Genomic DNA, 21765 nt, shown 5'->3' with positions numbered 1-21765 from the left:
AGGGGGATTACCTCAAAAAATATGCGCCGGGTTAATCAGGCGGTGCGATACCAGCCCATCAACTTGACGTAGGCGTTAGTAACTGTCAGGGCAGCGCCGGTACCCATATTTTCTGTAGTACCGGAAACGGCATGTGTGTGGGAGCCAAGAGCGACGCTGTGCGTGTGGGCGCCAGCGGTAGATGTAGTGCCGAAATCTGTCCCCGAATTATTACCGACGGCCTGATCACTACCTCCCTGTTTCTGCATTGAAGAACCCCAGCCATGGGTGTGATTGCCATTACTGCTGGTGGTTTTTGTCCCGAGATCCACGGACGCCGCCGATCCGGAAACGGTCAATGACACAGCCGGTAAATTAGATTTACCAATAGTGGCGGTATCCGATCCCCCCGTAGTCAAAACGTCTGCGCCATCCTGAAGGCCCAGGCGAATGGTTTTGTTTTCACCTGCGTATAACCACGTCGTACCCGGAAACAGTGTGTTGGGGTTTTTGTTCTGTGCGAAAAACAGCACGATTCCAACGGGGTAAACGGAATCAACCTGTAGCGACGTCAGAGCAGACCGCAACTGTCCTCCCAGTTTGTCCATATCTCCGTCATCGAGAACGTCAACATCGGACTGATCGGAAATGAACTGCGCAATAGCAGATGCAATTACCGTTGCCTGCCTCAGTGCTTTATTGACCTGACCTGAACGAGCAATGCCCGCTGTAAACCCAGTAGACAAAGCGATGAGCGCCTCCCACTCAGCCTGTGTCGCCACGTTTGCCCCGGAAGCTATCGCGAACGGTTTAAAATTATTAACTGGCATCAGAAGTTCTCTCCCCATGCGCCGGTTTCGAAACCGGCGATATAGTCATTTTCAACATCAAAACCAAAAAATTTATACCCGTTTGAGGGCGTAACCGTTTCTCTAACTCTTACTCCGGCCGCTTTTACCGTAAGGAGGCCAGCACGAACTACAAAAACAAATTCAGCAGGAAGTTTATCTATCGGGTTTATATCGTAGCGAGAAGGCTCATATCCTTCCGGCAGAGGAATAAACGGGCCGTGGTTAATTGCTGAGTCAAATATCAACCTGTCAATATTGGGAATGATATATTCATCATCCACGACGATTAAAACCGATATCGTCATATCCTGATTATCCAGAATAACCAGTTTAATTCCTGTTCCTGCTAATGCCGTTTCCAAGATATCCGGCAGTGTTCCGTTCTGGCCGTTCCAGTTGTTTATCCCTATGCGGGCTTTCAGCACCACGCGGTAAACATCATCGCTGAGATACGTCAGCGCATCGGTGGACTGGTAAGGGCCCAGCCAGATCCCCTGATCCCAACCGACACGCTCTTTATCCCATTCAAGAAAAACGCCGGTAATAGGTGCCGCTACCGCGCGTGAAACGCCGATCCACTTTCCGAGGATATCCAGTTGGTCGCCAACGGCGGTATCGACGTCGAAAGCAGTGATTAGTCCGGCTGTCGCATCGGAAACATCAATAAGTGGCCGCGTTGATAAATCAACGTGGTCGAAGAATTTCGGCTTTCCTGCGTGGTAATTGGTGATCAGGTCGGTGTGTTTGCTCATGGCGTCACCACCAGTGCGATGTTATCCACGCTGCAGGATGCCGACTCGTCGTACGCAAGCACCACATTAGCCGCGGCGACCCCCTCTGCCGTTCGACCGATCAACAGCTCCATTATGTCGTAATAACGTGCGTTCCCGCCGCTGACGACACCCAGGTTAGCCGGGGAATAAACCCGACTCAGCAGAACGCTGTCACCGATGGCCAGCGAATTGATATACGCCGCCACCGCCGCCTTCATTTCGTCTCCGACCTCAGAGCTATAACCCGTCAGCGCCTGAATCGTTATCGACACATAGATCGGCACGTCGACCGGGCGAGAGAAACGAATGGTGTAAGGGTTGCCGTATTTGTCGGTGACTATTACCGCCGTCGTACCGTACGTTGATACGCCCTGCCCCTTAGTGCTTCGTATCGTGTTTGCGATTTCCGTCGCATCCCCACCCTCGACGATTGCCGAAATGGAGTGAGCCGGTAGCCCGTTAGCATCGGTAGTCTCTGTATCGTTCTCAAACAGCTTGTGCCGGGTCACGCCTTCAACGTTGGCAATCGCACCGTCTACCGCGGCAAATGGTGTGAGAGAGGCCAGGGCAACGCTTTGTGACTGCCTCACCCGTAGTTCAGCGTCAGTTTCCGCCTCGATACCAACGGTGGCCGCCAGCGGGTTAGTTACTGAGGCCCACCCGCGCGTCGGTGTATTGATGCCGTTTACCGACCCGGCGACCGCAGCAACCGCCCCGCTATTCGCACACGTTGCCGTAGCGACCACGGTACCGTCAGTGCCGATCACCACCGTCGCCGGCAGATTCCAGATCACGCTATTGGTATCGCGTACCGAGCCGTTGGTGATGGCTGTACCGACGGTTCCGGTTAGCAGCAGGTCGACAGTTGAATTGGTCGCTGCACGCCGGGTGATGCCATTAATTTTGACGTTGCTCGTCAGTGCGTCACCCACTGCCGTCGCTGGCGAGAACGACCGGTAAACCGAAATGGCCGTGTTATTGGCGTCGTGAATAGCCAGGGCCACCAGCGCCACCATCTGGCCGTCTTTGCTATCGGGATCGAGATAGGCATCACTGCCATAAATCTGCTGAAAATAACCGGTGATGGTGTCCAGCACGGTCTGATAGTCGGGCGCACTTATCCCCTCAGCGGTTACCGTTGCCGATAAGCCGAGTGTGTCGAGGTCCAAAGACATTACGCCTCCGAAGTTACTGTGGTTGTCCCGTAGATGGTTTCCACTGTCGCTGTGAACGTTACACGCCGCGTACGGCCATCAACTTCAGTGTTAAATTCGGTGATGGATTTTACCCCGCGTGTTTCGAGAATGCGTTTACGAATGGCGAGGTTATAGGTGTCTGGCTTTTGCTTACCCAGTACTGACTGAATCCACGGCGTACCCGCTGTGGTATCCAGAAACCATTGCCCGTACCAAAGCAGGAAGCGCGTTTTAATGGCCTGCGCGACGGCCTCAGGGGAGTTAACCAGCCAGGCATCATCACCCTGACCGAAGGTGTAATCCCCGTCATCATCTTCTCGACGGTATCGCATATCATCCTCCGAGTGGTGCTGTGTTACTCCCGCCTGACTCAACGCCACCATGCGTATGCTTATCGACGATTGAGCCATCCACCAGCTGCAGGCGGCCATCAGAAAGGATTTTAAGCCCGTTGAGGTTAAAACCTCCCGGCGCCGTACCGTTGATAGCTCCACTGGCAGGATTAAGGCTCAACTTTGTTTCCCCGTCATCACTGCGCAGCTCTACCGCGCTGGTGCTGATGCCGCCGATTTTCTTCGCCTGCGACTGCGGGCCGACGATACAGAACGCATCAGACAAATCGTGCATGCGCTCGTCTACCGGCTCCTGAATACCTCCGCTCTGCCACCAGAAATCAATACAACGGTCCGCAAAGATAACAAGGCATTCATCACCAGCCATAACTGGAAACGTCAGCGTACAGCCCCCGCCGCGGGGGAATAGGACAGGTACATCTACCAGTAGCGGATAATCATTCGTTAATTTGTTGCCGTCGTTATCGCGTTCGATGTAGCGGATAGCCGGCTGCACTACGGCGGTCACTGCGTCAGGATCAAAAGACTGGATGATGCCGGGCATTGCAACGCGAAGTTGTTCGTTGAGCGTCCTTCTCTCTGACGCCAGAACCTGCGCCAGCGCACCGCTGCGAGTTTTATCGGATACCGCCATTTGCTTTACTCCGGGCATTAAAAAACCCGCCGGAGCGGGTTATTTTTTAAGCTTGCATTTTTCAGTGATGCCGTCACCTCTTGGTAGATTATCGGCATCAAGAGTACGCTTTTGCAGCGTCATCGTTTTATGAATGGTATTGAATACGAGAAAATGATGCACGTGAATGCCTCCATTCTGCCCCCATTCATCAAACTCAAAAATAATGGCGTTTTCGTCATCTTCATAGGGATTTGAAAACCCTTTGGTATCGCTCATCAATACGCCATTTTTAATTGCTGCGTGCTGATAATTTACACTCTCATATAATATGTAATTATCTTTGCCGCAAATTATATTTATTGGCGGGCCGGACACCCCAGAAGCAAAAGCAAGAAGGGGAGAGCTTATAAACAAAGTAGTTAACAATTTAACGTGATACATAATTATCTGGGCACCTTTCTGCAGGGGAACGACCCGATGATTTTCGGGGCATCCATACTGTTTTGCAGAAGTTGGACATTAAGGAACGCCTTACCGTTACGCTTCACGAATTCAAAGCCGTAATTATTACCATCGCGAGCAGGCATAAGACCCATGTCCATTTTCATGTTTGCGTAATCGCCATCCTTCCCCAAGAATTTTACTTTCTGTGATGTGACAGTCTCACCATTGATCACGGTCATGCCTTCACCGGTCATTATGTAATTGCCACACTGGATTGCAGCCATCGTCGGCATGGATACCATCACAGCTAATGCCAAGCAAAACTGTTTCATTAGAGCCCTCTCTCCCGCGCAGATGAGGAGACCAGATCCGCCGCGCCACGCGCTTCACACATCATATCCATGTACCACGCCTGGCCCCTTGTGTCGCCAGTGTACATAATGCCACGCACAATATAAACGCCGTCAGTCGCAATACTGGCTGGCTGTGCTGTCGTGCCCTCAACGGTGATGTTACCATTGTTGTTCTGGTCGGTGATGCGCCCCTGCGTCATGGCGATATCGTTATTACCCAGAACCGTGCGGTAGACAGAGGCCTGATTCAGCTCAATCAGGCCATTAACCCGGATGTTGGGGTTAATCAGGCAACGAACGTTAACGCCGCTGCCGATGGTCTGCTGCGGCATGCCGATCAAACCGGTGGCGCTGTTCAGCTTGATAGCATCGTGAACCACTTCGTTTTTCGCCACCATCTCCCGCTTGCCATCAACAAACATCCAGTCAGCCCGGCACTGATCAGCAACGTTATCCATCAGGTGACGCGTCATACCGAACAGCACCCGTCCGCGCGGGAATACCGTAGCCGGCATGGCAGGCGTATTCCCTTCAGTTGCGCCTTTGGCGTTGAAGTCCTTCATCAGCGCCGCATTGACGTCGGCAACCGTATACCCGGCCGCCAGCGTCTGGGTCGTGATAGAGGTGGCAAATGCGCGGTCAGAATCAGCAGCCTGGATAAGCACAAAGCTGTCGATGGGGTTATCTTTACCGGTGATGGTATAGCGGATCTCGCCGTCAAATATTAACCCGTAATTGCGCCCGTCCAGTTGACCCACTTCGTCGGGGTTTACCGTTCGCGCTACGCCAGCCTGGCTGGCGGAAACATCAGCCGCAATCCCGTCGTACCCGGCAATCACTCTGATCCGGGAAAACTCATCACCAACGATGCGGTTAACGGTATCTGCGGCGAGGTTATAAATCTTGAAGGTGCCTACGCGGGTTTCGCTACTGAGGTTAAACCAGTCAATGGTAAACGTGACCTTGAAGGTGCCGAAGTCAGTAGTATTGCCTTTCGAGTCGACAAGCTGCAGCTCAAAATGCCGCATCCAGTTTTGGGACATTTTTACTCCGTTACCGCATAAAGATGGCTATAAATCCCCAGATCGGCCTCAGTGGGATTTTCGCTGGACTGGTTATCGCAGCCAACATAAAGCGAAAAGCCAAGCCCGAGATAGCGATACTGCGCCAGCAGGTCGGCGCCGGTGATAAGCGGAATCCCCTTTATCAGGTCCGCACCGCTGCTATCCATAATATCCAGACACCAGAAAGCAGCACGCCAGGTCACAGCCATTTGCAGACTTTGACCTGCCACGGATATGGAGAATCGCTGGTTTTCAGGGGAAAGAGGGATTTCGCTGATCGTCATTTACCCTCCCGCTACAAAGCCGCTTAACCGGCTAAGAATGGATTCATTTTTTTGCACTGGCGTTTTCACCCCGGAGTTTTGCACCGCTGAGGTATTCGCCCCTAACTTCATATTAGACTTTGGGGCTACCTGTGTAGTGGTTGTGCTTGTGATAATCACTTCCCGGAGCGTCAGCACGGCAGAGAGAATATTTTCCGACGTCCTGTCGGTAGTAACCTCAAGCGCACGGATCAGCATATTGGTGTACATCCGCTTACCGGTCACCACATCTAAAGGCACCCTGCTGTTCTGCAGATCTAACAGCTCCTGATAAGTCTCCTTCGGGCCAATACCCACGCTCAGCCCAAGAGAAGACGCATCTACTAAGTCAAGCAAGGAACCGCCACCAGCGAAACCGACCTGCATAACCACTTCCGAGGGACGTCGAAATGCATGGTCGGAAATTGCTGCGCCAACCTCCACGGGGTGCTCGGTGATTTCAAGCGAGTCAGTATGTTTTTCTGAAATAACGACACTGGGGACTATCAGCCCGATCCGCCTGCTCTGCTGCTGAAACAGCGTTGAAAGGATATCCATTAGCCTGCCCCGCTCTGGTTAGTACGTAACACCCTTGCATTCGCGTCAAGCTGACGCTGGCCGACTTCCAGTCCGATCTCCTGGGCGTTCGAGCCCTGAATGTGGTATGTGTTGTTTTGCAGGATCTGTGCACCAGCAGCCTGATACGCCATCGGGCTGTTCCAGTTTGAATAGCCCTCCTTGCGGGCCATAGACTGCATCAGCGCCCCCATCGTATTTGGGTCGGACAGATTCAACGCTGCTGTAGGAGATACGCCCATCCACCCGGCGACCTGTCTGGCGTACTGCTGCGGGTCGTTATTGTCGCCCGCGGGCGCCCAGGTGCTGACGATATCCATGATAGTCTGCAGGCGACGCCCGGTCGTTTTCCCTGTGAAGTACCGCATGAGCTGGTTTTTCATGGCCTCCCAGCCTTCCAGCGCAGAACCAAACGCACGAAAGCCACCACCGCCTACGGGCCGAATGTTCCCGGGATTGTTGTTGCGATCGGCAAGCGTGTTCTGCTCATGCTGATACCAGCCGCCATCACTGAAGCGGGATTTAACCTCCTCCCAAAACCCCAGAATTTTTCCTCGCGCATTGACTGCGCTACTGGTTACGCCTGGAAGGGCATCGGGCTGATCACTACCTTGCTTGAGAAGAGCGCGGCCAATGCTTGCAGCATCCGACCAGCGACCGTCCTTGATAGCGTTCAGCAGGTCGCCGATCATACTCAGCATCTTGCCAAACTCACCCATCTGGGTAATGAAATTGCTGAAATCCCATTTCAAAGACCAGGATTTAGGGTCGATATTGAGCAACTTTGCCAGCGCTTTTCCGAGATCGAGGACAGTCTGTTTCAGGTCACCGACCATCTTCAGTGCTGCGTCTACTTCAGGCTTCCATTTCTCCCAATCGATAAGGCTTTTACCACCTTCTCTGAAGGTTTTGTAATCCTCCCATAGCAAAGCGATGGCAGCGGCAAGACCGAGCACCCACGTAATCGGAGACGCGAGCATAGCGCGGTTCAGCAGCCACCATGCAGCGGTAAGCGCGCTGAGTAGTTCTATCAGCTCCTGAGACTGTTTATCGAGAGAATCCCACCAATTGCTGATACCCTCACCTAACTGGATCAGACGGTAAATAACCCTACCAACCATTTCACCAGCCCAGAGGATGCCCTTAACCGTCGCGGTGATTGCCCCTTCGATTTTCGGGAAGTTATCCAGAATCTGGCTCCGTAGCCGGTCCAGCGAACCAGCCAGACCATCAGCCAGATTAGAGCCGATTTTGTCGCGCGCCATGCTGGCCGCTTCACTGAGAGTGCGGAGCGAAGTCATAAACCGGTTGGATGCAGCCGCTGCCTGATCCGGGTTAAACCCGATGGCCTTTTTCATGGCGTTGTACTGACCCATGTACTCACTGATACCACGCCGCATTGCCATCAGGGTATTTTCATCCAGACCCAGCATCTCAGCGTACTGGTTAGCGCGGTAATACGGCATGCTGCTAAGACGCTGGCCGACGCCGGTAAAGATCGTCGCCATATCCCGCATGTTGCCGCTGGCATCACGCGTTTGAACCCCCAGCCGGTTCAGGAAACCCTCAGCGCCGGGATTGTTACGCATGAACCTGGCAAGATTTTCGAGAGAGCCGCGGGCTCCGTCGACACTGCCGCCAACCTGACTTACCGCATACCCAATCTGCTTAATGCCCTCCACCGTCGCGCCAGTGCGCTGGGAGGCCCAGTACAGGTCGTCGAGACCGCTGGCAATTTTTGCGGTGAACGCCACGACGGAAAGCGCTGCTGCTTCAACTTTGACGCCCAGTTCAATCGCTTTAAGCGTTGTCCCGGCAACGACGGCATCGAATTTTCTGGCGCCAGCCTCATCCACTTTGAACCCAAGCGAGATCAGAAAGTCCTTGAGCGTTTCAGCGTTCATTAGCCTCTCTCCATTTCGCTATACGGTTTTCGTTATCGGCTTTCAGGTCAAGCCAGTCATTCATACGGGCAATATCGGCCAGGTCTACCGATCCGTCTTTCAGGGCGGTGTAAGGGATGTACCCGGCATCCACCGGGCGCATCAGGAAATCCTCGCCTTCTGGCATGGATTCCAGGGCTGGACCTATGGCTGGGTAGGCGTCTCGCTGGCGGGGAGTTCTTTCAAAAAATTTCCCAGACTATCGGCGACCACCCGCGCCACCAGCTGCAGCATAGTAAACAGGTCGATATCGTCGAACATAAGCACGCCCTGATCGAAGACTTTCGCCCAGCCCTTTTCGTGCTGGCGGGAAACGACACTCAGGCACGGATAAATCACCGCGTTAACGTCGTCGTCCGGCAGCGCTGCCAGCGTATCGGCAATTTTCGGCAGTACGCTTTCCAGCACAGCGCCGGAGTTACCGGCGGCGACCTGAGCCTTCAGCGTAGAGAATTCACTGACCAGACCAGCCAGCACGGGCAGAAGCTTACGACTGACCTTCAGTTGCTGGAATACGTCAAGTTTGGCGGTTCGGTAATTAACCCCTTTGATTTCAAATTCCATCTGTTAAAACTCCCCGAGCAGCTGATCAATCTTGCCGCAGTCAAAGACCCAGGAAACCGTATTGCCGACTTTGGCGTTAGCGTGATCGGGTTGCTTCTGGAAAGCACAAGAACGCGCTGTAGTGGTATCACCTGATACTTTGTTGCGAATGACGATGACGTTATTGCCCCACGTCGCCGATGACAGGCTCTGTGCGTTGTACATCAGCGAGAGTTTTTTGTTTACCGGGGAGGTTTTCAGCAACGTTACCGTTATAGTGCCGCTCTTTCCGGCGTGCAGGCTGTGCATCACCTCGCCATCGGCGCCAATGGTCATGGTGTTTTTGGCCTCTGTCATTGTGACAGTAATGCCCTCTTCGGCGTTCGCTGAACCGTAGCCAAGCTCAACTAACCCGGTAGGCCCTGCGAGAGAGGCCGAAACATCAAGAAACGAATACGTAGACATCTATGGCTCCTTAGCGCACGACCGTGATTGCGACGGTGCCGTAATGAACGGCTCCGGCCAGTTTCCCGGCAACCTGAATTGGCACACCTTTACGCGCTTCGCGATCGACCTGAAGCTGGTCATCAACGTTTTCTGCCCAGGTGTAATAGCCCTTCGTCAGCATGTCACCGGTATTGAGCTGGCCAATCGGGCCACCAGTCCATTTACCCGGCGCAAAGAGACCGTTTTGCACAGCCTTATCAAGCACCAGCTCAATGTTGGCGATACGGGTTGTGGTACCGGCGTCGGTCTGAGGGATTTTGGTTGTGCTCGTATAGAGCGTGTTGTAGTCAGCCGTCTGTACGGCGTTCTGCAACCAGTCGAGGCCATGGCGTTCGTCGAAGAAATCGCCGTTTGCCATAACGCCTTGCTCAAGAATCGCTGTATCGTTTTCGTAGTACACGTAAACGTTGCAGTTCTTCGCTTCCAGGTTGTTAGCCTGCGAGGTACCAAGGGTTTCGTAGGTAACGCCCGGCAGCTGTTTAAACTTGAGGGTGATCGTCGTGTTGCTTCCGGTGAAATCAACAGTGAACGCACGTGCAAACGAGGACAGCGCAGCATAGCGACTGCTGGTCGAATACTGGATAAAGGTACGGCTGTATTTCGCTGCTTTCAGCTTGGAAGCCAGATCCGTCGTGGTAGCCGCGTTAAGAATCGTTGAATCAGCCGAGGTAACGCCAAAGATGCGGGATACACTCGCGGCTTCGATAGCCGCCGCCACACTGATAATGTCGGTGTCGGAAGGGTAATCCGCTACCGGAACGGCAAGATGAAGGCCATACCATGAATTCCAGTCCAGCAAAGCGTTAACCGCCTGCAGGAGGCTTTCTGCGCTGCCTGTTTCGCCCGTTGCCAGCGTTTTCGCCCAGCGACCGACATACACAAGAGTCGGCTGCGGTTGCTGGGAGAACCAGATAACAGCCGCTGCATATTCCTGGCTGTCTACACCAAAGTCATCGCCGATATCATTAGCGCTGGAGTAAAGGCGCAGACGCTCAGAAATCGGAATAACAGTTGAGTTGCCCAGGATGAGCATTGAGCCAAAATTGCGCCCCTGCGCGGCCCGAGCAGAAAGCGTCACCGTCACGTTAGCGATACGGTTAAGGGGAAGCCCTTTTTCCATGTTAGTCTCCGGTAACTATCGTGACGTTAGGGTCAACGACAGATTTAACGTTGTAGGTACGGGTGTTTTTGCGGGAAAGGGTCACGGCAAGGTCATACCGGCGCACCCACTGGTTGTTGATCAATTCGGGGAGGTTTCGTATATCATCAGCGCTCACCAGCGACAAACCCGAGATTCGTCGCAACGTATCTGCGTTTTGATCTACAAACATTCCGTCACGAAACCGCGTGGCCATCCCGGAACCGCCGGGGCCATAGAAACAGAAAAGCACCTGAATGCTTTCCCATGACCATTGCTCGCTCTGCTCTTCGCTTACCTGGACATTTGCAGGAGTGCCGGGACGTGAGAGCGTGGAAAAGTTAAACCCGCACCACGTCTCACCGTTCGGCGGTATTTTGGACTGGGGATCGGTAAACCGGGGCAATACCAGGTTAACCGCAATCCCTGTCACGCCTCTTACCCAGCGACTCAGTTGCTTTTCCAGCTCCTTATCGTACTCAGGAGCTTCCCCGACGGGGGTTAGATACCCAGGCTCTGTGCTGTCGTTACTCAACGGGGATCCCTCCGTTAAGCTCCAGCAGCTCGCAATGTGCCTGTACGAACCCGGCACCGTATCGGGTGTACGGATCGACAAAGGTCACGCGGTACCGTCTGCCGCTGTATAAAACGATATCAGCGTCCAGTTCTGGCGTTGAGTCACTGGCTGGCATCCCCTGAGTTAGCCTGAACTGGGTAACAATGAGGATGGCGCCATTGATGTTTTGCCCGGCGGCCATTCGCTTTGCCTCAAGCGAGCGATCGACGGTTACGACACCAGAGAACGGAATAGCCTGCGCGGTATTGGTCGGAAAATTATCTTCGTCCACCGTCTGTACCTGTCGATAACACACCAGAGACAGGTCGACAAAGTCCGGATCAAGCAGAACATCAGTCACATCGAGAAACGGCATTATTTTTTCCTCACGACATACTGAATCGCTCTGAAAAGGAATCCGCGGGCACGTAACGGCTTATCGCCGAGGATGGGCGGTTTCATTTCTCTGCGCTTCTTGATGGTCTTTTCAGATAGTGGGGTCAGACGATCGCCTGCCTCAATGACAGCCTTTGAGGCATCACGCGCAATCTGGCCTGCGGCTTCAAGATGCATCGACGCCACATCTGCCTTACCTTCAAGCGCAGACTGAGCGGCCAGCTTTAAACGCTCGGTCGTTTTATCCCGGGAATCCTCAATGCCCATGTCCAGAAATGGCCTTGGCGGCAGAGTAACGGTCTCACCGTCTATCTCTACGGTTGCCCCGGTGGACTGGAGATACCCCAGCTCAGCGTTGCTCAGCGGCGCATCATCGCGCGGAGGACCTGCCGGGATACCAACCAGTACATCAGTGCCTGACAGCTGTTTCAGCGCATCCAGAACGACACTGTAGTTGTCTTCCCGAATTGTGAGCCCGCTTTTCATTCCGGCGTCCCCAGTTGAACCGCTCCGGCACCAAACATCATCAGGTATTCCCAGAACTCCGATCCGTAACGGGAGTTGTTCCAGAAACCGGCATTAGGGTCCAGAGTTGCGCTTGCGTCGTAACTGGCTGAAACCTTATCCACTGATTTCGCGGTCTGTATGCCGCTATTTACACCACCAGCAGTACCCACAGCCATACCACGCATATCGGCGGCGTAAAGGTACATGTAGTGCGCAACATACAGCCCGACGATGTAGGGAAAGATATCCACGCCAAAGCGCGACTCACTCAGCATGGCATCAGCAAGATTTAGTCGAGTCTGGATCATTGGCGTGGGGTACTTTGTTTCGTCAGCGAACTGCGGAAAGGTTAACCTGAACTGCTCAGGCGTCGGCAGACTTTGATTTCTTGCCATTATCGGTAGTCTCCGGCAATTGCGCTTCGAGTTCAGCAATACGCGCGTCTTTCTCGGCGATTTTTGCTTCCAGCTCAGCAATGCGCGGGTCTTCTGCGACCGCTGGCGCTTCGCCATCCGGTGAACAGTGCGCTTTTACGAACCAGTGATCAGCAACGGTATCATCGACGTCGTGGAAGCCAACCTGGAAATGCTTTTGCTCTTTGCCGTCGTTGAAGTTAAACGGGGAGAGTACGTAAATCTTTTTCATTGCAAGTCCTCATGAGCGGCCCTTTCGGGCCGCCGCAGGTTAGATGCCGTCGACGTAGGCCAGAGTTTCCGGATAAACCGGCTCTACTGCACCCAGCTTGCCGTAATAGGTTACGAGCTGATACAGGCCGCGATACTGGATCGGCACGCTCATCAGCGGAACCATCGGGAAGCGAACGTATTTCTTGTCGTTGGTGTAGAACATCATGCGATCAGAGTTCGACACGCCACGACCTTTCGCCCATTTCACCGGACGGATGTTCAGAGGACGCCCGTTCTGGTGGTATGCGATGGTGTTGGTTTCCAGATAGGTCAGCAGGGACTGGTTACCAGCGCTGGATACGATGGTGCTTGCCAGCAGAGAGAACTGCTCCGGCGGGATCAGCAGGTCCGTCGGTACCATGGAGTAAGCCGAGTTGGCCCACGCTGCACTTAGCCCGGCATTAATGCTCGCCCGGATTTCGTCAGCGGTGGAGGTCGCCCAGGTCTTCGCGGCGTTGGTCGGCGTAACCTGCGTCAGGTTCATCAGGCCTTTAACGTTCAGACCGGCATCGCCGATATAAACCTGCTCGTCCGTGTCCATGTTCCACTTCAGTTGCATGCCGTCGTACTTCTGCGTGTCGATCGGGCGACCAACCTGCGCAGCTGCCTGCAGTTCTGGAACGGTCCAGCCAAGCTCCATACCCCACAGTGTGAGCGGGAAGCCAGTTTTTGCGATGTCGACGTTAAGTCCAGCCATCGCGGTCGCGGCTTTGCTCAGCCAGTTTTTACCGTTGGCATTCGGTGTACCGGCAGCGGCAAAGGTGGTGTTAGTGAACGAGCTGATCTCGTCAGCAATAGACACGTCTTCACGCAACTGGATATCGCGCGACCAGGTGTAATTCACCAGCGGCAGATTCAGTGTCTGATCGAGACGTTCCAGTTCATGGATAAGAAAGGCACCAGTACCGTCGACTGTCGCCTGGTCAAATGTCTGCATTTGCGATTTCCTTAAATATTGAAGGCCAGCTCAATGTTGCCGCTGGTGTCACCAGGGCCATTAAAGTAAGCATTGGTGATCTGGACGGTATTCGAGCCATCAGCGGCGGCAAGGAACGCGCCGAGAGGGCTTGAGGCGGATGGTGTGGCCACTCGCATGTAGACCGGGCTATGCAGCGCAACGCTGGATGCATCCGCGCCGATGTTTACCGTGACGTAACCACGTACCAGGCAATCGCCGGTGAAGTTTTTACCGCTGCCTACCTGCTGGACTTTATCCGGCTGGCTGGCGGTCGGATACGGACGAACGTAAATGCCCACCAGCACCGACGCTGTATCGCTTGCAGCGATTGGCACAAATTTCCCGGAGGAAATCTTGCCGCCAAGGCCATAAGCGGGGAAAAGGTTGGAGGAGTCCAGCAGTTGAGGTTCTACCGTCAGATCCTGCGGACGAGAAATTGCCCCGGCGATGCCCGCTGGCATCCGGTAAAGAAATGTATTACCCATTGGTTAGCCTCGTTTAGACCAGAATTCCTGCGCGGCCTGATTCATACCGGCAATGGTTTTAACAGTGGTGGCAGTCTGCGTTTGCAGGCTGTCGACGGTTTTGGTATTGCGGTTTTTCGCCAGCTCAGAAACAGCCGTGAAAGCCATATCTACCGTGGCTTTTTTCAGCTTGCTGATGTCGGCATCACCGACAATAGAGCGCACCAGAGATTGATCGGCAGAGGCGAGCACCTGACGTTTGAATGCTGTCGGCTTCGCCTTTTCTGGCAACTGGATGCCTGGCTGAATCAGATCGGCACGGTAAGCGGCGTCGCCGGTAACCTTACTCTCTTCTTCCTTTTTCTCCTCTTCGTCCTCGGCATCGCCGGTACCAGGAGCAGCTGCCGCAGGCGTGAGTTTGGCAACCGCCACAATCAGCGCCTTACCCCATGCAGGAATTTCTTCCTCACCATCGCCGGTACCAGGTAATGCCGGGCCGGGAAGCGGATTTTGCGGCGCAAGGTTAATGACTACGCCGCCGGGTGTCATAGAGGTCGATACATCGTTATCGCCCGTGACATCATCAGGCGGGTTATCAATGAGACTTGCCATTTCGGCAGCGTCCCCGGTTTTACGGGCCTTCAGGAGCCGGGTAAACCAGTTTTTAGTAGTGCTTGGCATAGAATCCCCTATTGCACAACGGAAACCGGCCCGCCCGTTAGGGACAAGGGCCAGATGGTTAGCGGTAATCGCAGATTGCTTTGCGAGACCAGGTGAAATCTGTTCGTAATCGGCGTCATATCCGCAGCTGACCTCATCATCACCATCATCAATGGCCTGCAGGGCTTCCGGGGTTTTGACGATGACATCAGCCAGCAGCAGATCGGTTTTATCATCTGTGCCGCGTCGTACGTTCTGGATGTGGCCGTGAGCCAGCTGGCGCCAGTTATCAGGGGTAACAAAGATGATCTGCCCGTCAAAATCTCGCGGATGTCCGATAGTGACCGCCATTCCTTCAAATGACGCCATGGCTCGCTCGCTGAACACCTCTTCTGGTGCCCGGCGTACGATGACCTTCCCCCTGTCGTTTGGGACAAGCTCAGGCCGCTCTGTGGCGTCGTACTCCTGCTCACCAGTCCTTGCGATCGGGACGTCCTTAAACAGGACTGAACCATCAGCAAGTTGAAATCGAGTATTGCCCAGGCGGGTTTTAAAGAAATATTTCATGGGTTACCTGCTGAATTGCGGGCATTGAAAAGGCCACTCATTGGCGGCCTGTTATTTTTTTGGTTCGGGGATCTGCACTTCTGGCCAGCAATCGCAGTTCGGCAGGCATCCGGCGTGTCCGGTCATGCCGTCAAGCGTTGGCGGGTTATCCCAGCGCACAAATTTATCTTTCATTCCTCGGTGCGATGTCCTGGTACCAGCCCCTTTGATGCGCCACCAGTACCCCTCAGAACCAACGGATAACGCCCGAGCCTGAGTTAATGCGGTAGTGGCGCGGCCTATCTCAGTGCGGGCTATCATCCGCGCCCTGCTGGCCGCCACGTCGCCGGACTGCATGATCATCTCGTAAAGCTGATCTGGACGCTCACCATGGATGACAGCTTGTATTGCACGCTCCTGAATTTCCCTGACTCGTCCTGCCGCCTCTAATGGCAGAGACTTCATGTAGCGAATCTGTCGGTAAACGATGTCCTGTGCGACCATGCCGACAGGAGTGTTACCAATCACGTCACGCAGACCAGCAGATATTTCTTCCGAAACAGAACGCCACTGATTCCACTCTTCACGCTCCACCTGGGCAAACATCTTTCGACCGACCATTTCGGCCCAGTCGTCGATCACCCCGGAGTAGTCAACAAGCGATTTAGCAATGCTCTCAGCGCTTGCCTGTGAACCATCGTAGGAACCCGTGACGATTTGATTTATCTGGTCGACTATCGCCAGTAGGCTTTTCTGATACTGGACCTCCGATCGGCGGCGGAGGGCTGGTTTCAGATTCAGTCTCCTGCCACTGTTTCGCCGCATTCTGGATATCCTCATCGCTAATTGAAGCACCGATGCCGGTAACGTCAGACAGCTCGCGCAAATCGGTCAGCGCAGCAGCCGGGGACATTCCCAAATCACGCACCGCGGTTGCCAGAGCGGTAGTCGTGTTGGTCGCCACCGTAGAGCGATCGGTGTCGCTCATCTGCCACAGGGGGTTAAACTCAAAGGTGAAATCTTGCGGCAACGGCTCGCCAAACTCTGAGCGATGCAGTACATCGAATAACAGGCGGATGTGAGGCCGTAAATCTCGCTCCTGAAGCGTTCCCACGTCGTCGTAGTAGTTCGCGAGGTCAGCGTCACCGGTTGAAAAACCTTTCGGTGACTGGCGGAACAGGCGGACAAGAGGAATGCCAACAGCACCCGCGATATCCTCTTTAAACTCGCTAAGAAGGTCAGACAGGCCCGCGAAAGAATAGGAATGTGTTTCAAATCCGTCCTCCGAATCAAACAGGGACATACCCTCGTTCGTCTGGTACTGGCGGACTAATTCCATTTGTTTAACCAGCGCTTCGAATGGTTTACCGCCCACGGCGATAATTTCACGCAGCTTTTTAATCTTTGCCGTTCGCAGATGTGCCTTGTAGGCAAGCTGGGCGGCGCCGACGCTGGTGCTATCGTAGGAAGTCAGGCGATCGAAGATGCGCTCGACAATGGACATCCCCCATTCGTTTTCGGTGATTTTCTGCTGATACGGCAGTTTCACACCATCCATGCGGATCAGGCGGCTGTGGTGAACAGTCCAAGGAGGAAGCCCCTGCGCCGTTGTCACGATTTCATAGAATTCAGGCTTGCCGAGGTTAGGGCCAAGCGCCTTAATGCGCCTGGTGAGCTGCGGGTTAATCATCCAGCGGTCAAGTACAGCCAGACCTTTAAAACTGCCCTTGCCAACTTTATCCAGTACCAGTGGCGTCAGCGGTGCCTGACCTTCAATCAGAATCAGCGCCACCGCCCCGCCATACAGCCGGGACCATTTCAGCGTCTCGTTGATGCAATCCCAAAGCTGAAGCTCATCGAACCGCGATTCCAGAATGCCACGGCGTTTCGGGTCTATCTCACTGGTGATCCGCACGCCCTTTTTGGTCATATCGTCCGCTTTCGAATCTACTGCGGCGCCAATAATCCAGGAGGAACGATAAGCCCACTCAATGAGCAGGCGGTTGCGGCTGGTATAGTTCGCCCTGTAGGTAGATGCGGCATGCTGGTTAGGCTGCTGCATACCGACACGGGCAACAAAGTTATCGTACGAATCCGCCGTGGCGACTCGTCCTGTTTTCTTCGCCATGGTGACTATTCTCCGGCTATTTCGATACTCGTGGCGGATAGGATAATTTGTTAAAAAACGACCCGATTTAACATAATGACTGTTACCCGCACCAGCCGGATACCTCCCATGATGAAATGTCCGCCAAAGGCTTATTTATCAGGGTTAAGTGGCTAAAAGCGCGTGAATAAAACATGCATAAACAGGGTCGAAAAATGAATAGCGTTAATTTTGCGTGAAACGGTTATTTCTAGGTATTTAGCTGTTTCCCAGCGCTTCCCAGATATCCATTGCCGTATCGGTTGGAGCAAACGCCATGATGAACGCGTCGGCCACGTTCGGCGATGGTACGTCACGCTTGGCGAGGTCTTTCTTGCTTTCCACCATCACGCGACCGTTTTTGTCAAAATCACGGTTCGGGGTGGTAAGTTCCAGCTTGAGCTTTTCCAGCAGCGGACAGGATGAGTCAATGCTAATCAGCTCATCTACCGGGTACTGCTCGCCGTTCTTTACCGCGTTGAAGGTGTTACGGAAGCGATCCGCCACCAGCCACCAGGCTTGCGCTTTTAGGTTGGCGAAAAAATCCTTGTTCGGGATGCCAATATATTCGTAGTCCGGCTCATTCACACCAGCGCCCGCATTGAATCGCTGATAATTGATGCGGGATGCATTCATGTTTTCGCGCTTACGATCCTCATTAATTTCTGAGAATTTCGCGCCAGCAGATGCCCCAACGCCGATTGAGTCGTAGACGATATCAGCATCACGCTCCAGTGCCGCCTGATAGGTACGCTGGCAGCTCTTCAGCAATTCGTCTTCTTTCGCCTTCCACTCATCCGCCCAGTACACGACGGAGCCGTGACGATAGACGTTAGCGCACTTATCGGCGCCGCTATCGGCAACGTCGAAGCCAATACGCTTACGTCCGCTTGGCTCGAAATTAAGGACTTTGTGGGCATCAACAGCCGCCTCAATCCATGACAGCTTGATAATGGCCGCATCATCATCCGACTCTGGCACGCCTTCGTAGACGTGCTTAAACCCATCAGGATCCCGGCGCTTAGCGGCCTCGATAACCTTCAGCATGGTGTCGGATAAAAAGGGGTTTTCATCGTAGTTGATTTTGCGTATCAGCGTATCTTCTGGCGGATCGACCACAAAGTTACGCCACACGAAATCAGTCACCAGCCCGGGGTTAAAGATAAACCAGCACTCTGAGCCCTCTTTACGGATGGTAGGCTCCAGTATCTTCCACTGGTATTCCGTCAGCGCGTGGGCCTCTTCAAGCCACAGAACGTCGATACCCTCCAGAGACTTTATCTCTTCGATGTTGCGCCAGAGCCCGTAGAACACGAATTCAGACCCGGTCACCCGGTTAATGATTTTGTTGTTCAGAATGCGGAAACGATGCCGCAGGCCAAAGCGGTCAATCTGAATTTTGAGCAGGGTATACACCGACTCTTCAATTTTGTTCTGGATCTGACGTGCACAGCAAAAGCGCAGGCTGTATTTATTCGACAGAAATATGGCTATGCCAGCGGCATCCCACGATTTTGACGATGACCGGCCACCATAAAGCACTTTGTTACGCGCCTGCGTCGTCCAGAAGCTACGCAGGACCGGATTCAGCGTCGGTTTGGATGTCAGAGTAGAAGTCATTGAGGTCACGCTCTCCGTTGCCATCATCAATACCTGCATCACGGCGAAGACGATCGGCCTCCAGCGACACCTTATCAGTAGCAGCTTTGCGATAGTCCGTATCAGCAAATATTTTGCCTACCGTCGCAAGCGTGCCGACGATGGACTCAATACGAACGGTATTGCGCATCATCGCCTTCTCGGCGGCGCTGATATTTTCCATCAACACCTTTCTTTCCTGGTCCCCTTCAGCATCATCCAGCTTGGTCAACCACCGGCCAATATTCTCTGCGGCGACAAGGTTGTTAGCCCGAAGGCGAAATAATTCGTCTTCGAGTGTCAACGCTTTCGCGTCTTCAATGACCTCATCTTTAAGCAAAAGGCGGCGGGCGTAACCACCATGCTTTAACGCCTGCTGGTTGCCGGGTTGAAATGGGTTAGTCGGCGGATCGGTACGCACCCCGCGTATCGGTTTCGTATCTGGTGGAGGTTCGGATTTTGGTTGCGTACTTTTTTGCGTACGTCCAGCGCTGGCAGGCTTTTCGCTGGTACGCGCCTTACTCTTTTGCGTACCACTTTGCGTACCATTTTTGCGTACCTGCGTACCGCTATTGCGTACCCAGTCAAATTTTTTAGCCCTCTTCCTGATAGCCCCTTCAGTAACGCCGTATTTATCGCCTATATCACGGAGACTAAGGACTCCGGCCCGGTATGCCGATTCGATGGCCTCCCAGTCCGGTTTTGCCATAATTTTGTCCTCGCCTTGACATTATCGAGCCACCTCTGGAAGTGGCTCTGTAATGCCCTACTGACGTTTTGTTTCCGCCTGCCTGATGTCAGCCTTATCCCTGTTGCACTGGCCAAGCGCTGATAGCAGACTGACGTTTAAATCCAGGCTCTGGCCCCACGTCAGGTTGTCGGGGATTTCCGGTTGCGGGGTGTCAGCCGTCAGGCTGGCTGGTAACGGGACCACCGGCACTTTGACGTAGACCGTTCGCGAATTGTTGCAGCCGCTTAACTGCGCCAGCAGGCACAGGGCGATTAGTGCAATCATCATTCGCAACAGCAACCCGGATATCAGCCGAGGCTCCCGATGCGTCCAGTGCGATCTGCTCTTTTGCATGCTGATTGGCCTCGACGATGGTGTTGAAGATGGTCATGGTGGTCAGAACATTGGATGTAATGGTCTGGGCTGCGTTTACCTGTTGCTCTGCATTATCGGCTCGGGTTTTCTGCTCAGAAGCAGCGTTGTGGTAATGCATTACCAGCCACCCAAGGCAAACAACCAGGCAGATCACAATGGCGCTGATAATGGCGGTTAACCGGCTCATTTCTGCCCCCACAAACAAACTTCACGCTCAATTTCGCGGCGAGTTACCAGGCCTTTCCACTGTTTGCCCTTGGCATAGGTCCAGCGGCGCAGCTGATCACATGCACCTTTCTGGTCGCCCTGGTTGATTTTGCGCAGCAGCGTGGAGGTCTGGAAGTTGCCAGCGCCGACGTTATAGGCGAACGAGTACAGAGCCCCGCGCATTGTTTCTGGGATCGGCTTCTGGATGTATGGGTTAATCTGGCGTGCGACGGTGTTCAGGTCTTTATTGAGCAGCGCACGGCATTCAGCCTCGGTGTACTTCTTGCCGAGCATGATGTCTTTGCCAGTGTGGCCATAGCAGACAGTCCATACGCCTACCACATCCTGATAGGGATCGTACCGCACACCTTCAAGACCATCGTTACCGGTTGGGCCAGTGATGAGCGCAGATGCAATGGCTATGGCGCCACCGCCGACGGCAGCGATAACGCTATTCCTCAGTTTTGGTGTCATAGCCATTGAGCCGATCCTCGCGTTCTTTCCGCCGGTAGTACCAGTTCACCCCACAGGTGGTAATGGTGCAGGCGATACCGACAATAATTGCCCAGTCACTCAGGGTCATCCCCGCTATTTTGTCGGCCAAAATCCATACCTCTGCCTTAACTGCCCCGGCATACGCCTTTGCTGAGACACCGCAGCCCGTCAGTGCGGTCCCGGTGCCGTATGAAAGTCTGCTGTAAATGGTGCTCATTTTTGTCATAACCTCACCTCCGTTGATGACGGATGGCGCTGTGCGTAAAGGGGAAAAGAGGCCCAGACCCTGCGGGCTGATTTATCAACAAAGCACGTCGGGGATGATTCCCGAGGGTCTGGGCATGCTCAATAAAAAACCCGCTCAAGGCGGGAAGAAATACCAAGGGTAAAAGCGACGGCGCGGTCGCCGTAATGGTCCCAAGGTAGAGGTATTTAGAAGGCTGCAGCATAACTATCACTGGTGATGCAGGATAGCCAGTTAGGGCTGCAGCTCGGTTTCGTGAGCGGTGGCCGGCGCTGATCTCCGGCTTTCTCTGGCATTACACGTACCCAAGACTATTCTCCAGAGATAGCGCTGTCCTCATCAAGGGGTGCCGTCTCTAACGTATCAGCCTACGCATTCACCACAACGGAAAGAGCACTGCGGCGGAATCGAACCGCATCTGCATAAGCCGCATTTCCCAGATATGCTACTTACAATGCCCTTACCTGTTATGGGCTCCGTTTCGTGGAGCAACGGCCAGGTGATAAATCTGGCACCTAT

The 21765-nt window shown here is 53.8% G+C and carries 31 protein-coding genes; all 31 read right to left on the bottom strand.

The annotated features are described in order from the left end of the window. Nucleotides 1-35 precede the first annotated feature (35 nt). Entirely contained in the window at nt 36-809 is a 774-nt protein-coding gene (locus tag ACOI7D_RS07210) for a phage baseplate protein (RefSeq protein ID WP_151675835.1), read from the bottom strand. Continuing rightward, complete coding sequence (locus ACOI7D_RS07205; RefSeq protein ID WP_281166467.1) at nt 809-1582, bottom strand: DUF2612 domain-containing protein; 774 nt, start codon at nt 1580-1582, stop codon at nt 809-811. The genes ACOI7D_RS07210 and ACOI7D_RS07205 overlap by 1 nt, the downstream gene beginning before the upstream one ends. Beyond that, complete coding sequence (locus tag ACOI7D_RS07200) at nt 1579-2778, bottom strand: baseplate J/gp47 family protein (protein ID WP_070544617.1); 1200 nt, start codon at nt 2776-2778, stop codon at nt 1579-1581. The genes ACOI7D_RS07205 and ACOI7D_RS07200 overlap by 4 nt, the downstream gene beginning before the upstream one ends. After that, nucleotides 2778-3131, bottom strand: a complete 354-nt coding sequence (locus tag ACOI7D_RS07195) for a hypothetical protein (RefSeq protein ID WP_110247645.1) — start codon at nt 3129-3131, stop codon at nt 2778-2780. The genes ACOI7D_RS07200 and ACOI7D_RS07195 overlap by 1 nt, the downstream gene beginning before the upstream one ends. A 1-nt stretch (nt 3132) precedes the next feature. After that, entirely contained in the window at nt 3133-3786 is a 654-nt protein-coding gene (locus tag ACOI7D_RS07190) for a Gp138 family membrane-puncturing spike protein (protein WP_281166466.1), read from the bottom strand. 39 nt (nt 3787-3825) lie between these two features. After that, nucleotides 3826-4209 carry a hypothetical protein gene (locus ACOI7D_RS07185; protein ID WP_281166465.1) on the bottom strand — a complete coding sequence of 128 codons (384 nt, stop codon included), beginning with the start codon at nt 4207-4209 and terminating at the stop codon, nt 3826-3828. A gap of 2 nt (nt 4210-4211) precedes the next feature. Then, nucleotides 4212-4544 carry a hypothetical protein gene (locus ACOI7D_RS07180; RefSeq protein WP_281166464.1) on the bottom strand — a complete coding sequence of 111 codons (333 nt, stop codon included), beginning with the start codon at nt 4542-4544 and terminating at the stop codon, nt 4212-4214. Then, nucleotides 4544-5608, bottom strand: a complete 1065-nt coding sequence (locus tag ACOI7D_RS07175) for a hypothetical protein (RefSeq protein ID WP_281166463.1) — start codon at nt 5606-5608, stop codon at nt 4544-4546. Before ACOI7D_RS07175 ends, ACOI7D_RS07180 begins: the two co-directional genes overlap by 1 nt. Before the next feature lie 2 nt (nt 5609-5610). Beyond that, nucleotides 5611-5913: a phage baseplate plug family protein gene (locus tag ACOI7D_RS07170; RefSeq protein ID WP_021312699.1), complete on the bottom strand. Its 303-nt coding sequence runs from the start codon at nt 5911-5913 to the stop codon at nt 5611-5613. Beyond that, on the bottom strand, nt 5914-6489 hold the full coding sequence (locus ACOI7D_RS07165; protein WP_117242083.1) for a phage baseplate protein: 576 nt from the start codon (nt 6487-6489) through the stop codon (nt 5914-5916). Next, on the bottom strand, nt 6489-8411 hold the full coding sequence (locus tag ACOI7D_RS07160) for a hypothetical protein (RefSeq protein ID WP_281166462.1): 1923 nt from the start codon (nt 8409-8411) through the stop codon (nt 6489-6491). Before ACOI7D_RS07160 ends, ACOI7D_RS07165 begins: the two co-directional genes overlap by 1 nt. After that, nucleotides 8401-8553 carry a DUF6889 family protein gene (locus tag ACOI7D_RS07155; protein WP_049073657.1) on the bottom strand — a complete coding sequence of 51 codons (153 nt, stop codon included), beginning with the start codon at nt 8551-8553 and terminating at the stop codon, nt 8401-8403. Before ACOI7D_RS07155 ends, ACOI7D_RS07160 begins: the two co-directional genes overlap by 11 nt. Nucleotides 8554-8594: 41 nt before the next feature. Then, entirely contained in the window at nt 8595-9014 is a 420-nt protein-coding gene (locus tag ACOI7D_RS07150) for a phage tail assembly chaperone (protein ID WP_040181217.1), read from the bottom strand. A gap of 3 nt (nt 9015-9017) precedes the next feature. After that, nucleotides 9018-9458 (bottom strand): DUF3277 family protein, encoded by a 441-nt coding sequence (locus ACOI7D_RS07145; protein ID WP_025269949.1) that lies wholly within the window; start codon nt 9456-9458, stop codon nt 9018-9020. 10 nt (nt 9459-9468) lie between these two features. After that, nucleotides 9469-10620: a DUF3383 family protein gene (locus ACOI7D_RS07140; protein WP_281166461.1), complete on the bottom strand. Its 1152-nt coding sequence runs from the start codon at nt 10618-10620 to the stop codon at nt 9469-9471. Between the two features lies 1 nt (nt 10621). Then, nucleotides 10622-11173, bottom strand: a complete 552-nt coding sequence (locus ACOI7D_RS07135) for an LIC_12616 family protein (protein WP_109226937.1) — start codon at nt 11171-11173, stop codon at nt 10622-10624. Next, nucleotides 11166-11570, bottom strand: a complete 405-nt coding sequence (locus tag ACOI7D_RS07130; protein WP_281166460.1) for a head-tail adaptor — start codon at nt 11568-11570, stop codon at nt 11166-11168. Before ACOI7D_RS07130 ends, ACOI7D_RS07135 begins: the two co-directional genes overlap by 8 nt. Then, complete coding sequence (locus tag ACOI7D_RS07125; protein WP_025269952.1) at nt 11570-12076, bottom strand: hypothetical protein; 507 nt, start codon at nt 12074-12076, stop codon at nt 11570-11572. Before ACOI7D_RS07125 ends, ACOI7D_RS07130 begins: the two co-directional genes overlap by 1 nt. Further along, complete coding sequence (locus tag ACOI7D_RS07120) at nt 12073-12492, bottom strand: DUF4054 domain-containing protein (protein WP_021312708.1); 420 nt, start codon at nt 12490-12492, stop codon at nt 12073-12075. The genes ACOI7D_RS07125 and ACOI7D_RS07120 overlap by 4 nt, the downstream gene beginning before the upstream one ends. Further along, the gene (locus ACOI7D_RS07115) at nt 12461-12742 is read right to left on the bottom strand and encodes an STY1053 family phage-associated protein (RefSeq protein WP_085846333.1); all 282 of its coding nucleotides are present in this window, start codon (nt 12740-12742) and stop codon (nt 12461-12463) included. The genes ACOI7D_RS07120 and ACOI7D_RS07115 overlap by 32 nt, the downstream gene beginning before the upstream one ends. 39 nt (nt 12743-12781) lie before the next feature. Further along, entirely contained in the window at nt 12782-13720 is a 939-nt protein-coding gene (locus tag ACOI7D_RS07110; RefSeq protein ID WP_281166459.1) for a DUF2184 domain-containing protein, read from the bottom strand. 11 nt (nt 13721-13731) lie between these two features. After that, a complete protein-coding gene (locus tag ACOI7D_RS07105) occupies nt 13732-14226 on the bottom strand; it encodes a structural cement protein Gp24 (RefSeq protein ID WP_281166458.1) in 495 nt (164 codons plus the stop codon). A 3-nt stretch (nt 14227-14229) separates the two neighbouring features. Next, the gene (locus ACOI7D_RS07100; RefSeq protein ID WP_281166457.1) at nt 14230-15432 is read right to left on the bottom strand and encodes a DUF2213 domain-containing protein; all 1203 of its coding nucleotides are present in this window, start codon (nt 15430-15432) and stop codon (nt 14230-14232) included. 51 nt (nt 15433-15483) lie between these two features. Continuing rightward, nucleotides 15484-16032 (bottom strand): phage minor head protein, encoded by a 549-nt coding sequence (locus ACOI7D_RS07095; RefSeq protein WP_071570780.1) that lies wholly within the window; start codon nt 16030-16032, stop codon nt 15484-15486. Nucleotides 16033-16087: 55 nt separating this feature from the next. Next, entirely contained in the window at nt 16088-17539 is a 1452-nt protein-coding gene (locus ACOI7D_RS07090) for a DUF1073 domain-containing protein (RefSeq protein ID WP_281166456.1), read from the bottom strand. A gap of 237 nt (nt 17540-17776) precedes the next feature. Beyond that, the gene (locus ACOI7D_RS07085; protein WP_281166455.1) at nt 17777-19177 is read right to left on the bottom strand and encodes a PBSX family phage terminase large subunit; all 1401 of its coding nucleotides are present in this window, start codon (nt 19175-19177) and stop codon (nt 17777-17779) included. Beyond that, nucleotides 19128-19616 carry a hypothetical protein gene (locus ACOI7D_RS07080; RefSeq protein WP_004218030.1) on the bottom strand — a complete coding sequence of 163 codons (489 nt, stop codon included), beginning with the start codon at nt 19614-19616 and terminating at the stop codon, nt 19128-19130. Before ACOI7D_RS07080 ends, ACOI7D_RS07085 begins: the two co-directional genes overlap by 50 nt. A gap of 345 nt (nt 19617-19961) precedes the next feature. Next, nucleotides 19962-20210, bottom strand: coding sequence for an Rz1-like lysis system protein LysC (lysC, locus tag ACOI7D_RS07075; protein WP_420489808.1), 249 nt, complete (start codon nt 20208-20210; stop codon nt 19962-19964). Further along, complete coding sequence (locus ACOI7D_RS07070; RefSeq protein WP_281166454.1) at nt 20098-20487, bottom strand: DUF2570 domain-containing protein; 390 nt, start codon at nt 20485-20487, stop codon at nt 20098-20100. The genes lysC and ACOI7D_RS07070 overlap by 113 nt, the downstream gene beginning before the upstream one ends. Continuing rightward, nucleotides 20484-20981, bottom strand: a complete 498-nt coding sequence (locus ACOI7D_RS07065) for a lysozyme (protein WP_064148680.1) — start codon at nt 20979-20981, stop codon at nt 20484-20486. The genes ACOI7D_RS07070 and ACOI7D_RS07065 overlap by 4 nt, the downstream gene beginning before the upstream one ends. Then, nucleotides 20959-21228, bottom strand: a complete 270-nt coding sequence (locus tag ACOI7D_RS07060) for an HP1 family phage holin (RefSeq protein ID WP_012542609.1) — start codon at nt 21226-21228, stop codon at nt 20959-20961. Before ACOI7D_RS07060 ends, ACOI7D_RS07065 begins: the two co-directional genes overlap by 23 nt. Nucleotides 21229-21765: the final 537 nt, after the last annotated feature.

Origin of the sequence: Klebsiella sp. C360 (assembly GCF_048822415.1) — a bacterium.
Taxonomy (GTDB): domain Bacteria; phylum Pseudomonadota; class Gammaproteobacteria; order Enterobacterales; family Enterobacteriaceae; genus Klebsiella; species Klebsiella quasipneumoniae.
This window is presented reverse-complemented; position numbering and strand designations above follow the sequence as displayed.

Coding starts and splice junctions, on each gene's coding strand:
- ACOI7D_RS07130 (WP_281166460.1), bottom strand. CDS start 11,570: ATGCCGTTTCTCGATGTGACTGATGTTCTGCTTGATCCGGACTTTGTC.
- ACOI7D_RS07200 (WP_070544617.1), bottom strand. CDS start 2,778: ATGTCTTTGGACCTCGACACACTCGGCTTATCGGCAACGGTAACCGCT.
- ACOI7D_RS07180 (WP_281166464.1), bottom strand. CDS start 4,544: ATGAAACAGTTTTGCTTGGCATTAGCTGTGATGGTATCCATGCCGACG.
- ACOI7D_RS07120 (WP_021312708.1), bottom strand. CDS start 12,492: ATGGCAAGAAATCAAAGTCTGCCGACGCCTGAGCAGTTCAGGTTAACC.
- ACOI7D_RS07185 (WP_281166465.1), bottom strand. CDS start 4,209: ATGTATCACGTTAAATTGTTAACTACTTTGTTTATAAGCTCTCCCCTT.
- ACOI7D_RS07170 (WP_021312699.1), bottom strand. CDS start 5,913: ATGACGATCAGCGAAATCCCTCTTTCCCCTGAAAACCAGCGATTCTCC.
- ACOI7D_RS07150 (WP_040181217.1), bottom strand. CDS start 9,014: ATGGAATTTGAAATCAAAGGGGTTAATTACCGAACCGCCAAACTTGAC.
- ACOI7D_RS07210 (WP_151675835.1), bottom strand. CDS start 809: ATGCCAGTTAATAATTTTAAACCGTTCGCGATAGCTTCCGGGGCAAAC.
- ACOI7D_RS07065 (WP_064148680.1), bottom strand. CDS start 20,981: ATGACACCAAAACTGAGGAATAGCGTTATCGCTGCCGTCGGCGGTGGC.
- ACOI7D_RS07115 (WP_085846333.1), bottom strand. CDS start 12,742: ATGAAAAAGATTTACGTACTCTCCCCGTTTAACTTCAACGACGGCAAA.
- ACOI7D_RS07195 (WP_110247645.1), bottom strand. CDS start 3,131: ATGCGATACCGTCGAGAAGATGATGACGGGGATTACACCTTCGGTCAG.
- ACOI7D_RS07160 (WP_281166462.1), bottom strand. CDS start 8,411: ATGAACGCTGAAACGCTCAAGGACTTTCTGATCTCGCTTGGGTTCAAA.
- ACOI7D_RS07070 (WP_281166454.1), bottom strand. CDS start 20,487: ATGAGCCGGTTAACCGCCATTATCAGCGCCATTGTGATCTGCCTGGTT.
- ACOI7D_RS07125 (WP_025269952.1), bottom strand. CDS start 12,076: ATGAAAAGCGGGCTCACAATTCGGGAAGACAACTACAGTGTCGTTCTG.
- ACOI7D_RS07140 (WP_281166461.1), bottom strand. CDS start 10,620: ATGGAAAAAGGGCTTCCCCTTAACCGTATCGCTAACGTGACGGTGACG.
- ACOI7D_RS07095 (WP_071570780.1), bottom strand. CDS start 16,032: ATGGTCGGTCGAAAGATGTTTGCCCAGGTGGAGCGTGAAGAGTGGAAT.
- ACOI7D_RS07190 (WP_281166466.1), bottom strand. CDS start 3,786: ATGGCGGTATCCGATAAAACTCGCAGCGGTGCGCTGGCGCAGGTTCTG.
- ACOI7D_RS07085 (WP_281166455.1), bottom strand. CDS start 19,177: ATGACTTCTACTCTGACATCCAAACCGACGCTGAATCCGGTCCTGCGT.
- ACOI7D_RS07100 (WP_281166457.1), bottom strand. CDS start 15,432: ATGAAATATTTCTTTAAAACCCGCCTGGGCAATACTCGATTTCAACTT.
- ACOI7D_RS07155 (WP_049073657.1), bottom strand. CDS start 8,553: ATGCGCCCGGTGGATGCCGGGTACATCCCTTACACCGCCCTGAAAGAC.
- lysC (WP_420489808.1), bottom strand. CDS start 20,210: ATGATTGCACTAATCGCCCTGTGCCTGCTGGCGCAGTTAAGCGGCTGC.
- ACOI7D_RS07110 (WP_281166459.1), bottom strand. CDS start 13,720: ATGCAGACATTTGACCAGGCGACAGTCGACGGTACTGGTGCCTTTCTT.
- ACOI7D_RS07145 (WP_025269949.1), bottom strand. CDS start 9,458: ATGTCTACGTATTCGTTTCTTGATGTTTCGGCCTCTCTCGCAGGGCCT.
- ACOI7D_RS07090 (WP_281166456.1), bottom strand. CDS start 17,539: ATGGCGAAGAAAACAGGACGAGTCGCCACGGCGGATTCGTACGATAAC.
- ACOI7D_RS07105 (WP_281166458.1), bottom strand. CDS start 14,226: ATGGGTAATACATTTCTTTACCGGATGCCAGCGGGCATCGCCGGGGCA.
- ACOI7D_RS07165 (WP_117242083.1), bottom strand. CDS start 6,489: ATGGATATCCTTTCAACGCTGTTTCAGCAGCAGAGCAGGCGGATCGGG.
- ACOI7D_RS07175 (WP_281166463.1), bottom strand. CDS start 5,608: ATGTCCCAAAACTGGATGCGGCATTTTGAGCTGCAGCTTGTCGACTCG.
- ACOI7D_RS07060 (WP_012542609.1), bottom strand. CDS start 21,228: ATGACAAAAATGAGCACCATTTACAGCAGACTTTCATACGGCACCGGG.
- ACOI7D_RS07205 (WP_281166467.1), bottom strand. CDS start 1,582: ATGAGCAAACACACCGACCTGATCACCAATTACCACGCAGGAAAGCCG.